11 protein-coding genes are annotated in these 12,843 nt (G+C 75.0%); 1 reads left to right on the top strand and 10 read right to left on the bottom strand.

The window, feature by feature from the left end:
- Positions 1 to 7: 7 nt before the first annotated feature.
- Together A3CO_RS0108990 and A3CO_RS0108985 are read right to left on the bottom strand one after the other, a co-directional pair.
- Complete coding sequence (locus A3CO_RS0108990; RefSeq protein ID WP_018331914.1) at positions 8 to 1,405, bottom strand: phenylacetate--CoA ligase family protein; 1,398 nt, start codon at positions 1,403 to 1,405, stop codon at positions 8 to 10.
- 1 nt (position 1,406) lies between these two features.
- Positions 1,407 to 3,179, bottom strand: coding sequence for a thiamine pyrophosphate-binding protein (locus tag A3CO_RS0108985; RefSeq protein WP_018331913.1), 1,773 nt, complete (start codon positions 3,177 to 3,179; stop codon positions 1,407 to 1,409).
- Positions 3,180 to 3,380: 201 nt separating this feature from the next.
- Here A3CO_RS0108985 and A3CO_RS0108980 point away from each other — a divergent pair, with 201 nt between their 5' ends.
- Positions 3,381 to 4,106 (top strand): GntR family transcriptional regulator, encoded by a 726-nt coding sequence (locus A3CO_RS0108980; RefSeq protein WP_018331912.1) that lies wholly within the window; start codon positions 3,381 to 3,383, stop codon positions 4,104 to 4,106.
- 9 nt (positions 4,107 to 4,115) lie between these two features.
- On the opposite strand, the gene A3CO_RS0108975 is transcribed toward A3CO_RS0108980, so the two are convergent.
- From A3CO_RS0108975 to A3CO_RS0108940, 8 genes are all read right to left on the bottom strand, one after another.
- A complete protein-coding gene (locus A3CO_RS0108975; protein WP_018331911.1) occupies positions 4,116 to 4,640 on the bottom strand; it encodes a gamma carbonic anhydrase family protein in 525 nt (174 codons plus the stop codon).
- A gap of 12 nt (positions 4,641 to 4,652) precedes the next feature.
- The gene (locus tag A3CO_RS0108970; RefSeq protein WP_018331910.1) at positions 4,653 to 5,318 is read right to left on the bottom strand and encodes a hypothetical protein; all 666 of its coding nucleotides are present in this window, start codon (positions 5,316 to 5,318) and stop codon (positions 4,653 to 4,655) included.
- Positions 5,319 to 5,346: 28 nt separating this feature from the next.
- The gene (locus A3CO_RS0108965) at positions 5,347 to 5,781 is read right to left on the bottom strand and encodes a hypothetical protein (RefSeq protein WP_018331909.1); all 435 of its coding nucleotides are present in this window, start codon (positions 5,779 to 5,781) and stop codon (positions 5,347 to 5,349) included.
- Between the two features lie 77 nt (positions 5,782 to 5,858).
- The gene (locus A3CO_RS31050; protein WP_033414101.1) at positions 5,859 to 7,526 is read right to left on the bottom strand and encodes a hypothetical protein; all 1,668 of its coding nucleotides are present in this window, start codon (positions 7,524 to 7,526) and stop codon (positions 5,859 to 5,861) included.
- A gap of 379 nt (positions 7,527 to 7,905) precedes the next feature.
- On the bottom strand, positions 7,906 to 9,798 hold the full coding sequence (locus tag A3CO_RS0108955; protein ID WP_018331908.1) for an arabinofuranosyltransferase AftB family protein: 1,893 nt from the start codon (positions 9,796 to 9,798) through the stop codon (positions 7,906 to 7,908).
- Entirely contained in the window at positions 9,795 to 11,081 is a 1,287-nt protein-coding gene (locus tag A3CO_RS0108950; protein ID WP_018331907.1) for a deoxyguanosinetriphosphate triphosphohydrolase, read from the bottom strand. The genes A3CO_RS0108955 and A3CO_RS0108950 overlap by 4 nt, the downstream gene beginning before the upstream one ends.
- Positions 11,078 to 11,743 (bottom strand): YdcF family protein, encoded by a 666-nt coding sequence (locus tag A3CO_RS0108945; protein WP_051085897.1) that lies wholly within the window; start codon positions 11,741 to 11,743, stop codon positions 11,078 to 11,080. Before A3CO_RS0108945 ends, A3CO_RS0108950 begins: the two co-directional genes overlap by 4 nt.
- Positions 11,744 to 11,775: 32 nt before the next feature.
- Positions 11,776 to 12,795, bottom strand: a complete 1,020-nt coding sequence (locus tag A3CO_RS0108940) for an XdhC family protein (protein WP_157647255.1) — start codon at positions 12,793 to 12,795, stop codon at positions 11,776 to 11,778.
- Positions 12,796 to 12,843: the final 48 nt, after the last annotated feature.

Raw genomic sequence — 12,843 nt, 5'->3', positions numbered from 1 at the left:
CGCGGGTCTAGCGCTTGTTGTGCTCCCGCTCGTCGACCACGCGGCGGGACTTGTGCTCGGCGCGCTCGAGGGTGTTGGCGTCGACGGACTCGAAGGTCACGCGCACGCCGAGGAAGGACTGCAGACCCGAGCCGGTGTTGGACTCGAACTCCGCACGCTGCCCCTCGGGGAGCGTCGTCTCCGCGCGGACGATCATCTCGTCCATCGAGCCGGTGCGGCGGACGATGATCTGGTGCTCGCCGCCGTAGTCGTCCACCGTGCGCAGGTAGTTGTCGACCTCCGTCGGGTACACGTTCTCCCCGCGGATGTGGATCATGTCGTCGATGCGGCCGTACACGCCGTCGGGCAGCTTCGGGTACGTGCGACCACAGGGATTGTCCTCCATCACCCAGCGCGTGAGGTCGTTGGAGGCGAGCCGGATCATCGGCTGCGACGTGCGCTCGAGGTGGGTGTAGACCGGGGTGCCCTCGGAGCCGTAGGGCACGGTGCGGAAGGTGTCCGGGTCGCACACCTCGTGCCAGACGATGTCCTGCCAGAGGAGCATCCCGTCCGGGGTCCCGGCCGTCGCCGACGCCGACATGAACGGCGTCATCTCGGCCATCGTCCCGCAGTCGATCACCGTGGCGCCGAAGCTGTCCTCGATCGCCTTGCGCACCGAGGGCACCGACGCGCCGGGCTCGCCGGAGAAGAACATGACCTTGAGGCCGAACTCCTTCGGGTCGATCTTCTCCTTCTCGGCCACCTCGGCCAGACGCAGCGCGTAGGACGGCGTCGCGTAGAACGCGGCCGGCTGGATGCGGGCGAGCCAGTTCACCGCGCGCGCCGTCATGCCCTGGGCGCCGGCGCCGAACGGGAGGACGGTGCACCGCAGCCGCTCGGCCGCGGTCATCGCGCCCCAGGAGCCGAGGTAGAGGGAGAAGAGGGCCGCGACGAACACCGTGTCGCCCGGCCGGACGCCCATCCCCCACAGGATCCGGGCCTGGTTGTCGGCGATGACCTCCCAGTCCCGGCGCCCGAGCGCGAACGCCGTCGGGGCCCCCGTCGTGCCGGAGGTGCCGTGGATGTGGTGGACCTCGGACGGCTCGACGCAGACGTAGTCCCCGAAGGGCGGATGGTTCGCCTGCGACTCCCGCATCTCGGCCTTGGTGACGACGGGGACCTGCTCGAACGCCTCGAAGGAGGTGATGTCCGCCGGCTTCAGGCCCGCCGCGTCCCACTTCGTCCGGTAGAAGGTCGAGTTCGCGTACGCGTACTCCATGACCTCGCGGAGCCGCACGAGCACCGCGGCGTCGCGCTCGGCCGGGTCCATCGTCTCGCGCACCGGGAACCAGTACGGCGAGTCCGGATCGGGCAGGTAGTCCTGGTCGTAGCGGGTGGGGAACGCCCACTCCTCCATCTCGGCCATCTCAGATCCCTTCCTGACGGCGGGCGACCTCGGCGTCGTTCCACGGCGTGAGTGCCTGGTAGTCCGGGACGAAGCCGAGGCCCTTGCCGGAGTCCGGCGAGGCGGCGTCCTGGGTGGTGACCACGTCGACCAGCGCGGGCGCGTTCGCCAGCGCCCGCCGGATGGCGCCCTCGAGCTCGGCCGGGTCGGTGACCCGCTCGCCGTGCGCCCCGAACGCGCGGGCCACGCCGGCGTAGTCGGAGTCCGCGAGGTCGGTCCCGACGACGAGGCCGTAGTTCTCGGCCTGGTCGTAGCGCTCGATGTTCCAGGCGCGGTTGTTGGAGACGATCACGACGATCTTCGCGTCGTGCCGCACCGCCGTGTCGATCTCGGTGGCGGTGATGCCGAAGGCGCCGTCGCCGGTCACGGCCACCACGGGGCGGTCCGGGTACGCGAGCGCGGCGCCGATGGCGAAGGGGGTCGCGACGCCGAGGCAGCCGAACGCCCCGGCGTCGAGGTAGCGCCGCGCCTTGGTGATGCCGAGGCGGCCGAAGGACAGCAGGTCCCCGCCGTCCGCGATCATGATCGTCTCGCCGAGGTCGAGGACATCTCCGTCGAGCGCGTCGAGCGCCCCGAAGATCCGGTTCGGGTGGATGTGCCCGTCGGCGCCGTTCTCGGTGGAGTGCAGGGCCTGGCGGTAGTCCTCGGCGCGCTTCCGGTGCTTGGCCTTCAGCTCGTCGCGCCATGAGGTGTCGGGCGTGTGGTCCTTCAGCGCGTCGGCGATCGCGGCGAGTGCGGCGCCCGGTTCGGCGAGGATCTCCACCTCGCCGCGGCGGTTGTCGATCAGCTCGCTCGCGGTGTCGGCGATCCGGACGACCTTCGCGTGCGGGAACACTGCCGGGGAGCCCATGCCGAGCTGGTAATCGAGCTGGCGGCCCACGGTGATCAGCAGGTCCGTGTCGCGCATGACCGCGGACCGGGCACTCCCGACGGCGGCCGGGTGCGAGTCCGGCACCAGGCCGCGACTCTCCTGGGTGTCCAGGTAGGCGGCGCCCGAGGCGTCGAGCAGGCGGACGAGGTCGGTGCCGTCGGTGGTGCGGGCCCCGCGCCCGGAGATGATCGCGGGCTTCTCCGCGGCGCGGATGAGGTCGGCCACGGCGGCCACGTCGTCGGGGTGCGGCTGGGGGCGGCGCTTCGGCTTGGCCCGCAGGTGCTCGCGCATCTGCAGAGCCGGCGGCACGTCACGGCGCAGGACGTCGGTGGGGATCTCGAGGTAGACCGGGCCGGGCTCGCCGCGGTCGCCCGAGGCGCGCGCCCAGGCCTCGTCGAACTCGCGGAGCACCTGGTCGGCGCTGCGCAGCGTGCGTGCGAGCCGGGTGATCGGCTCGAGGATCGCGGTGTGCGGGATGTCCTGCAGTGGACCCATGTTCGACTGCGGGATCGGCGGGCAGCCGCCGATGACCAGGAGCGGGATGCGCGAGACCGACGCGTTGGCCACGGCGGTCACCGTGTTCGTGACCCCGGGACCGGCCGTCACCATCGCGACGGCGGTCTGACCGGTCAGCTCGGTGTGCGCGTGCGCCATGTGCACCGCCGAGCCCTCGTCGCGGACGTCGACGATCCGGACTCCGCGACGTGCGAGCTGGTCCCAGATGGGCTGGATGTGACCGCCCTGCAGCCCGAACACACGGTCGACCCCGTGCTCCTGCAGGAACTCCGCGACCAGGCTCGCCACCGGTACCGACTGCCGGGCCGGGCCGGCTCCGCTGCGCTCCGCGTCCTGCCGGTCCGCCATGGACCCTCCTCGTCGAGGTGATCGGCGACACGATCATGGACGTGTCGTGTGTCACTTCACCGTGCAGCATTCTGAATTCAGAAGTCAAGGATGAGTTCCTGATCACGGACCGCTACCATTCGCGGACGGCCGTTCGGCGCCGTGTGTCAGGATCCGTTGAACCAGCAGCGGGGACGGAGGAGCACCGGGAGGACGGCCCCCATGGCGGAGCTGCCGCAGAAGCCCTCACGGACCGAGCAGGTCTTCGAGGCCATCGTGGACGACATCTGCACCGGTCGACTCGCGCCGGGCGTCCCGCTGCGGCAGGAACAGCTCGCCGAACGGTTCAACGTCTCCCGGCAGCCGATCCAGCAGGCCCTGCTGCTGCTCCGCAACCAGGGGCTCGTGCGCGAGTTCGGGCGTCGTGGGCTCGAGGTGGCCCCGCTGGAGCGGGCGTTCGTCAGCCACCTCTACGAGCTGCGCGGGATCCTCGACGGTCAGGCCGCGCGGCTGGCGGCGGAGCGCCACACCGACGACTGGCTGCGGCACGCGACCCGGATCGTGGTCGCCGGGCGGCAGGCGTTCGACGACCGGGCGTTCGCGCTCATGGTGCGCAACGACGTCGAGTTCCACCGCACGGTCGTCGAGGCGACCGCGAACCCGCTGCTCGCCGAGAGCGCCGGCGTGATGTGGCGGAACGTGCAGCGCGTGATGGGCGAGGTGCTCCTCCAGGGCGGGGGGCCGGCGTGGGTCTGGGAGGACCACGCGGCGATCCTCGACGCCGTCCGGGACCGCGACGGCGACGCCGCGGAGGGGCTCGCGCGCCGGCACGCCGAGCACGGGGAGCAGCTCATCCTCGAGTCGATGCCGGCCGACGCCGGCGGCGCTCCGAGGTCGGCCGACACGCTCGGTCCGGCACCGGACGACTCGACCCCGTTGGCGGAGTAGCCGGCGCGATCAGTCGGTGGTGGCAGTGCGGTGCACGCCGAGCAGGTGGCGGTAGGCCGCCGCGCTGACGCCGTTGAACGCCTGCTCGTCCTCGGTGGTCTCGCGGCGGACCTTCCCCGGGACACCTGCGACCAGCGACCCGGGCGGCACCGTCACGCCCTGCGAGATCACCGCACCGGCGGCGATCACCGAGCCGCGCCCGACGGTGGCGCCGTTCATGATCACGGCGCCCATCCCGACGAGGACGTCGTCCTCCACCGTGCACCCGTGCACGACCGCACGGTGCCCGACCGTCACGTTCTCCCCCACCGTGCACGGGAAGCCGGGGTCGGCGTGCAGGACCGAGCCGTCCTGGATGTTCGAGCCGGCGCCGATGGTGATCGTGTCGTTGTCGGCGCGGACCACGGCGGTGTACCAGATGCCGACCTCGTCCCCGAGCGTCGCGCGGCCCGCCACGACGGCGCCGGGCGCGATCCACGCCGTCGGGTCGATCTGCGGGGTGTGGCCGTCGACGGTGACGATCAGGTGGTCCATGCGGGCATCGAATCAGGTCCCCGGACGGGTCAGCACCTCGGACGTTCCCGACGACGGGTCGGTGTCCGGGTCCTCCATCTCTGGTTCGGGGGTCGGCGGGGTCGGCGGGGTCGGTGGGGTCATCGCCGTCGCCCACGGTGCGGGCTCGGCCCGTGGTGCCCAGGCCGCCCCCTCACCCGTCGTCGGGACCGGGTCGAGGCCGGGCAGACCCTCCGGTGGGACGGCGGGGGCGACAGGTGCCGCCGGGGTGAGGTCCCAGCGGCCGTCGACGGGACGGCGCGCGAGGGTCGGTCCGGCAGTGAGCGCCTCGACCGGCACGTCGAGCAGCCGTTGGCGGACGCGGGCGACCACCCGCGCCGACCCCCGCACGACCGCCGCGAGGACGATCCGGTCGCCGTGCGGGTCGGGGACCTCGCGCAGCACGTGCACGCGACCGTCCCCGGTCTCCACGACGACGCACGCGCCGCCCTCGCCGCCCGGCGCGAGGACCGCGCCGCCGCGGGCGAGGTCGGCGTGGGCCGCCCCGAGGAGCTCGAGGTCGGCGAGCCCCTCGTCCCGGGTGCAGGCGTCGAGCAGGAACCCGCTCCCGACGTCGACGAGCGTCGCGGCCAGGACGCGCCGGTCGACGAGCAGCGAGGAGAGCACCGTCGACAGGCCGTCCGACCGGACGCACGTCACGTGCCGATGACGCGCCACCGGCGGCGGGTCAGCGTCGTCCGGCCTGCTGCGGGAAGTACCCGGGCTCGGCGGGCGCGGCGGTCGGGTCGTCCATGCTGAAGCGCGAGCAGATCATCCGCAGGTCGCGCCGCGCCATGGCGAGGTTGGCCTGCTGCCGGTTGAGCACGAGGTAGAGGAACAGCTTGTCCTCGTCCGTGCGGGAGTAGATCGGCCGGATGATGTGGTACTGGGTGTCGAGGGTGATGAGGATGTCCTCGATCGTCTCGCGCAGGCCCAGCTTCGCCATCACGTCGAACTTGGCGCGGACGACCTCGGAGTTGCCCGGCGCCGCGACGTCGAGGTCGAACTCGGCGCTGCCGCCCCGGGAACCCAGGGTCATGCCGCTCTCGTAGTCCACGAGGGCCACCGCGAAGGCGCCCTTGATGTTGGTGGCGGCGTTGAGGATGTAGTCGATGTCGGCCATCGGGGGATGCTCCGGTTCTGGTGGTGGTCGAGGTCGGGGCGGTCGCCGCGGTCTCGGACGGGCTCGGGGTGGGGACGTCAGCTCAGGCGGCGCAGCCCGGTCAGCAGGCGGCGCAGCACGGACTGCTCGGTGCTCCACCCCGGGATCCCGACGGCCGGCGCGGCGGCCGGGGCGGGATCGGGTGCGGGCGTCGGCGACCGCAGGTGCGCACCGGGGACACGACGGGGCAGGCCGGCGTCGGTGGCGACCTGCTCCTCCTCCGGTGCGGGTTCGGGGGCCGTCACGGCCGGCGCGGGGGCCGGCTCGAGCGGCGGGGCGGTGATGATCGGGTAGGGCACCGGGGCCGGGACCTCGGTGGTGTCGTCGTCGACCGGTGACGGCGGGGGCGGCACCACGACGACGGGCGCGAACAGCGACGCGGCCCGCGGCGCGGGGATGTGCGGGGCGGGCGTCGAGTGCTCCGCCGACTCCCGGGCGGGCGGCACCTCCGGCACCTCCGGCGCGGTCCGCCACGTGCGCGCCTGGCGCACGGTCAGCGGACGACGGCGGGGGTCCCACATCCCGGGCTCGTCGGGCGTGCCGTCGGGCGTGGGGGCCGGATCGGAATCCGCGTCCGAGGACGGCGCGCTGCTCCCATCCGGTGCGTGCAGGTCGCCGTCGTCGGGCGTGGTGCCGTCGGTCGGCTCCGCCGGCGTGAACGGCTCGCTGCCAACGTCGGGGGCACGGACGACGCCGTCCACCGGTTCCGCCGCCGACGGCGCGCTGCTCCCACCGGACGCGGGCAGATCGCCGGCCGGGGTGTCGGCCGCCGGCGTCCGTGGCTCGTCGCCGACGTCCGGGATGCGGACCGTGCCGTTCACGCCCGCGGGCCGGACGGCGGACGTGGCCGGCGGCGGGACCTCCTCGGGGGCCACCCGGACGGGCCGGGTGGTCGGCCGGCTCGGCGGCAGGAAGGCGAGGGCGGGCACGTCGGCGCCGGTGCGGCTCGCGGGGCGGGGCAGCTCCGCGTCGGGGGTGCGCCGCGGGGCGGGCGCGAGGGACATCGGGGTGCCGGCCGACGGCATGGCGGCGGGCAGCGATCCGGTGCCGGGCCCGACGTCGGGTCCGCGCGGCGACCGCGGCCGTCCGGGGTCGACCCGCGGCGCGGCGGACGACCCGGACACCGGCGCCGGGAAGGACCCGCGGCCCGGCGCGGCGAACGGCCCGGACACGGGCGCCCGGAAGGAACCGGAGATCGGGGCGGCGGAGGACCCGGACACGGGCGCCGGGAAGGACCCGGAGATCGGCTCGACCCGGGCGGCGGGGCCGGACGGCAGGGCGCGCGACCGCCCCGCGCCGGCGCGGCCCGTGACCAGCGCGCCGAGGGCCCGTCGCGCCAGAGCGAGGTTCCCGTGCTCGCGGTCGATCCGCAGGGCCACCCACACGTCCTCGCCCACCCCGGGCACGCGCCGCACGAGGTGGAACGACGACTCCGTGGTGAGGACGACGTCCTCCATCGTGCGGCCACGCTCGGCGGAGACGTCCGCGAGCCGGCGCGCCCAGGCGAGGACGGCGAGGTCGGAGTCGGGCGGACCGCCGAGCTCGCCGCGGACCCGGTCGCCGTCGGCGTCCGTGACGAGGACGTACCGGGCACCGGGGAGATCACCGAGCGCGACGAGGGACTGCGGCAGAGCGGTGACCGCCCGCGGTGTCGCTGCGAGCGGGACCGCGTCGACTGGGGAGAACCCCCGACCGAGTGCGACCACGCGAATCCTTCGTTGGTCCGATGAACGGGACCGACGCACCGTAGGTTTGCAATGCGTGAGCGGCAACGAGTCCGAACGGCCCAACGGCGGGGCGTTGCGCCGTCTGCGCACCCACGCTGCGTCGACGATCCGGGCCCGGCGCAAAGTCGCACGGTGTTGCGCCGGAGGACGCCGACCGCTCGCATCCGGCGCAACAGGTGTCGCGCATTCGGCTACCAGCTAGCGCCGGACAGGGCAGGAACGATCGGGCTTCCGGCGGTAGGCGATGGTCCGGAAAGACCTCGGTACGAAGTGTCACCATTCGTGTACCGCCCGAAAAGTGCACCGGTTCGGAGCAGCATCCTGTGGGCTGCTCGCTCGTTCGCCGGTCGCCCGATCGTCAGCGCACGGACGAGCTGCACGCCACCTCGGCGAGGACCGGGTCGCGCGGGAACCGCAGCTCCGTGCGCGCCGGCGCGCCGACGAGGTTGTCCCAGAAACGCGTCCACGTCAGCGGTGCCGACACCGAGTCCCGCAGCTCGACGATCGCCGGGCACCGCAGCGCCCGCTCCGCCGCCGCGACGTCGGCCCCGGTGGCCGCGCGGCTGTCGACCGCCGCTCCCCCGCCCGCGGCCACGAACCACGCGGCGGGGAGGTTCTTGTCGTGCCCGGTGCGGCCGTCGGGGACGTTCGTGGTGTGGGCCGCGAGGGGGTCGGCGAGCCCGACGGTGTCGGTGACCCGCACGTCGAGCGGCGTCAACGCCCCGGCCGCCCCGAGGTTGAGGAACACCAGCCCCGAGGGGTGGCCCGGTGCCAACGGCACGAGGTCCCACTCCGGCCCGGCCGGTCCGGTGCCGGGCGCGAGCAGGGCCACCACCGGGCGTGGGCTCCGCGCCACCAGCGCCGCGCCGCCCGCGACGTAGGGGTGCGCCCGGTAGTCGTCGGCGGTCACCGGGTGCGGGTTCCCGAGCAGCTGCGTGTAGAAGCCGCGCTCGTCGGCGATGCCGGACGCGGAGATGCCGTGGTAGCCCGGGCGGGCGGCGGCCGCGACCGCACCCGCCCACAGGAGCACCACGAGCAGCGGCAGCACCGTCCGGCGCCGCAGCGGCAGGGCCATCACCGGCAGCAGCAGCGCGAGGATCGCCGGGAGCAGCATCCGGGCGTGCATGAAGTCGCCGCCGACGCGCGTGACGTAGACCAGCATGCCGAGCCCGCCGAGCACCGGTGCGACCGCGACGGCGACGGTCCCCGCACGGTCCCACCGCCGCGTGCGCCGCACGTCCGGGCTGCTGCTCTCCCCCGGCACGGCCCCGTGGCGACGGCTGGCCCACCAGTCCGTCCGCGTCACCCGCTGCGCGACGACGAGCAGCGCGGCCACGCCGAGGACCACGGCCGGGACGAGCAGCCAGTAGGTCGCCACCGTGTCGCGCAGGTAGGAGTAGCCGCGGCCCCAGCGGGAGACGCCGGCCTCCTTCGCGAGGGCGGTCGACGGCACGAGCAGGCCGTAGTAGCCGGCCCGGAACACCTCGTAGGCGAGCGCGGGCGCCACGCAGAGTGCCCCGAGACCGACGACACGCGCCACGCCCCGCCGGTCACGGGGCTGTTCGAGGACGGCGAGCGCGACACCCCCGGCGGCCGCGACGAGCGCCAGGTCCGGGCGCACGAGCGGGCCCAGCCCGAGGACGAGCGCGAGCGGCCAGGCCCGCCCGGGCCGTCGTCGGGACCCCTCGGCGACGAAGAGGCGGGGCTCGCGCTGGGAGCGGCGCACCAGCAACCACCACGCGAACGCGAGCCAGGAGAACGACAGCCCGGTCTCCAGGCCCGACGTCCCGAAGTCCCAGAACGGCGGCATCGCGAGGACGACCAGGGCCCCGGCGGGCACGACGACACGGCCCAGGCCGGTCAGCCGGCGCGCGGCGTCCATGCCGAGCCCGAGGGCCAGCACCGACAGCAGGCCCCCGACGACGAGCGCCGCGGGTTCCGCGGGGACGGGCAGCAGCGCGAGCCCGAGCAGCACGACGGTCCAGAGCGTGGAGGTGTTGGTCTCGACCCGCTCGCCGATGTTGAACACCGGGCCGTGGCCGTCGAGGATCTGGCGCACGGTACGCAGGAAGATCAGGCCGTCGTCGGAGACCCAGCGACGCTGCCACACCAGCACGCCGTAGACCACGACGGTGAGGCCGAGCGCGGCCGCGGTGACCGTCACCGGCCGCCGACGGGCCCGCCGGGCGAGGTCGGCGGGGAACTCGCGCACGCGGGACGGCGACGCCGGCACCGCCATGGTGTCGCTCATCGTCCCTCCCCGCGCCGATGCCACGACCGGGCCTGCGCGTCGGTCAGGACCGCCACCTGGTCGACGACGACCCGCAACCGCGCGGGGCCGTCCGGGGCAGCGTCCCATGCCGGGCGGAAGGCCGGGTCCAACGCGTCCGGTGCGCCGTCCCACAGTCGCCCGACCAGGTCAGCGAGCAGCCCCCGTTCGGCCTCCTGGGCGCGCAGCCGGACGGGGTCGGACATCACCCAGCGCACCGCGGCGGCCTTGAGCAGCGTCACCTCGGCGCGGGCCCAGGGCGGCACGACGAGGTCGTCGCCGGCCACCGGGCACTCCCGCCCCGTCGTCGCGATCGTCTCCTCGACCGCGGCCGCGACGAACCGCCCGACGAGCTCGCTGGTCAGCCGTTTGAGCGCCACCTGGGCGGTCAGGCTGCCGGGGGTGGAGAGCGCCGCGACCGCCCGCAGCGGCGGGTAGGCCGCGAGCCGCTCCGCCGCGTCCCGCAGCTCGGTGGGCTCCCCGCCGAAGGTCGCGGCCGCCAGGGCGATCAACCCGTCGTCGGGAACGGCGAGCCGGGCGGGGTCGATGCGCGCGGCGAGGATCGCGTCCTCGACGTCGTGGACGGAGTAGGCGACGTCGTCCGCCCAGTCCATCACCTGCGCCTCCAGACACGGCCGGCGGTCCGCCGGGTCCCGGATCCAGGCGAACACCTCGGCGTCGTCGACATACACGCCGAACTTCCGGCCCTCACCGCGCGGCCAGGGGTACTTCATGCAGGCGTCCAGGGTGGCGCGGGTGAGGTTGAGTCCCGACGACGGGTCGTCCTGCAGATCCTCCCCCGCGGACCCGCCCNCCCNCCCCGCCTTGGGCTCGAGCCGCGTGAGCAGGCGCAGCGTCTGCGCGTTGCCCTCGAAGCCGCCCGCCTCGGCCGCGACCGCGTCGAGCGCGCGCTCGCCGTTGTGCCCGAACGGCGGGTGGCCGATGTCGTGCGCGAGGCCCGCGGTGTCGACGACGTCCGGGTCGAGCCCCAGCTCCTCGGCCATCCCGCGCCCGATCTGCGCCACCTCCAGCGAGTGCGTGAGGCGCGTCCGCGGCACCCCGGTGACCTCCGCGTCCTCGCCGGGGCCCACCACCTGCGTCTTGCCCGCCAGGCGCCGCAGCGCGGCGGAGTGCAGCACCCGCCCGCGGTCGCGGGCGAACGGCGAGCGCCGGTCCCGGCCGCGCTTGGGCGCCTCCGGCGAGAACCGTTCCTCCCGACGACGGGTGACCGCGTCACCCGGGGCCGGCGCGGCGGGGCGTGTCACTGCAGGCCGGGGTCGGAGAAGTCCGACGAGGCGTGGGCGAGGTGGTAGTAGATCAACCCCGCGGTCTCCCGCACGATGTAGAAGAACTGCGTCCGCCGCGTCTGCGACACCGGTCCGCCCTTGGCCGGCGACGTCGTCGCGTCGAGCCCCACGTCACGGGCCATCGTCCGCGAGCGCAGCGAGTGCCACGGGTCGGACACGATCACGGCCGACGTCCACCCGCGTTGGCGCGACACCGACCCGACCGCCTCGAAGCTGCCGAGCGTGTCGCGGCCCTCGTCGATCGGCAGCACGTCGCGGTTGGGGACGCCGTGCTCGGTGAGCCAGCGGTCGCCGCTCTCGGCCTCGGAGAACTGGTCGCCCTGCGCCGCCCCGCCGACCGTGACGATCCGCGGCGCCACGCCCTGCTGGTAGAGGGCGAGCGCGTGCTCCAGGCGGGCCTGCAGCACCGGCGACGGGCGCCCGTCGTACTGGGCGGCGCCGAGCACCAGGATCATGTCGGTCGGCGTGCGCTCGTCCACGCGGCCGAGCCACCAGACCCGCGCGGCCGTCCCGCCCACGAGCAGCAGGGCGATGACGAGCGCGCCCACCACCACCCGGGGTGCCCACGTGAGGGCCGCACGGGAGCGCGTGGGCCGTGGCGACCCCACGTCGGAGTTCATGGTCGAGCTCCGCCCCGCTGCGTCTCCTCCGGTCACGCGCCGATCTGCCCGCGCCCGGCGGACAGCGCTCCCGGGTCGCGGCCCGAGCGGACCGCGAGCACCTCGGCGACGACCGACACCGCGGTCTCCGCCGGGGTGCGGGCCCCGAGGTCGAGGCCGACCGGCCCGTGGACGGCCGACAGCGCCGCCTCGGTCACGCCGGCGGCGAGCAGCCGTTCCCGGCGGGCCGCCTGGGTGCGGCGGGACCCGAGGGCGCCGAGGAAGCCGCGGCCGTGGCGCAGGCCCGCGAGCAGGGCCTCGTCGAAGGCCGGGTCGTGGTCGAGCAGGACGAGGACGTCGGCGTCGGTGAACGCCTCGACGGCGGCCGTCGTCTCCGCCACCCCGGCCACCGTGCGGCAGCCCCAGCCGAGGACCCCCGCCTGGGCCGCCAGCGCTTCGCCGAGCGCGCCGGCACCCACGACGAGCAGGGAGGGCACCGGCACCCACAGGTCGACCAGCACGTCGGTGCCCGCGAGCTCGGTGCGCTCCGTGGCCGTCGCGCCGCGGCGCAGCAGGCCCGTGACGTGCGCCGTGGCGGCCTCGTCGAGGTCGGTGGACCCGAGGCTGCCGTGGGCGCCGTCGAGGTCGCGGCCCACGAGGACGAGCGCGGCCGTGCCGTCCGCCGTCGACACCAGGGCCGCCGGGACGCCGTCGGTGAAGCCGCGGGCGAGGGCCCGGGCGGCGTCGCCGCCGAGGGGGTGGGCGAGCAGCGTCGCGCCGCCGGCGCACGCCAGGCCGGCGGCCACCGCGTCGTCCTCCGCGACGTGCGCCTCCTGCGTGCCCGGCGCGCTCAGGGCGGTCCGGGCGAGCTCCGTGGCGGACGCGTCGAGCGCCCCGCGCAGCAGGTCCCCGGCCGTCACGATCTCGCCCATGAGCGTGCCGCGGGCGGCGAGCAGCTGCCCGGGTTCGACGGTGCCGAAGCCGTGCCGCGCGAGCACCCGCACGACGCCGACGGGGGCGGCCGGGTCGTCGCCCCCGGCCAGGACCTCACTCAGCTCGGTCACGGGAACCATTGTGCGCTGCGCGCAGGTGAGCACTCGGAGGGGCTGTCGGCCCCCTGA

The sequence above is a fragment of the Actinomycetospora chiangmaiensis DSM 45062 genome, from assembly GCF_000379625.1.
Taxonomy (GTDB): Bacteria; Actinomycetota; Actinomycetes; order Mycobacteriales; family Pseudonocardiaceae; genus Actinomycetospora; species Actinomycetospora chiangmaiensis.
The sequence above is the reverse complement of the archived record's forward strand: the minus strand, read 5'-3'. Positions and strand labels throughout refer to the sequence as shown.

Excerpts from the sequence above, each read along its gene's own strand:
- A3CO_RS0108980 (WP_018331912.1), top strand. The coding sequence starts at position 3,381 with ATGGCGGAGCTGCCGCAGAAGCCCTCACGGACCGAGCAGGTCTTCGAG.
- A3CO_RS0108940 (WP_157647255.1), bottom strand. The coding sequence starts at position 12,795 with ATGGTTCCCGTGACCGAGCTGAGTGAGGTCCTGGCCGGGGGCGACGAC.
- A3CO_RS0108965 (WP_018331909.1), bottom strand. The coding sequence starts at position 5,781 with ATGGCCGACATCGACTACATCCTCAACGCCGCCACCAACATCAAGGGC.
- A3CO_RS0108975 (WP_018331911.1), bottom strand. The coding sequence starts at position 4,640 with ATGGACCACCTGATCGTCACCGTCGACGGCCACACCCCGCAGATCGAC.
- A3CO_RS0108990 (WP_018331914.1), bottom strand. The coding sequence starts at position 1,405 with ATGGCCGAGATGGAGGAGTGGGCGTTCCCCACCCGCTACGACCAGGAC.
- A3CO_RS0108945 (WP_051085897.1), bottom strand. The coding sequence starts at position 11,743 with ATGAACTCCGACGTGGGGTCGCCACGGCCCACGCGCTCCCGTGCGGCC.
- A3CO_RS0108955 (WP_018331908.1), bottom strand. The coding sequence starts at position 9,798 with ATGAGCGACACCATGGCGGTGCCGGCGTCGCCGTCCCGCGTGCGCGAG.
- A3CO_RS0108985 (WP_018331913.1), bottom strand. The coding sequence starts at position 3,179 with ATGGCGGACCGGCAGGACGCGGAGCGCAGCGGAGCCGGCCCGGCCCGG.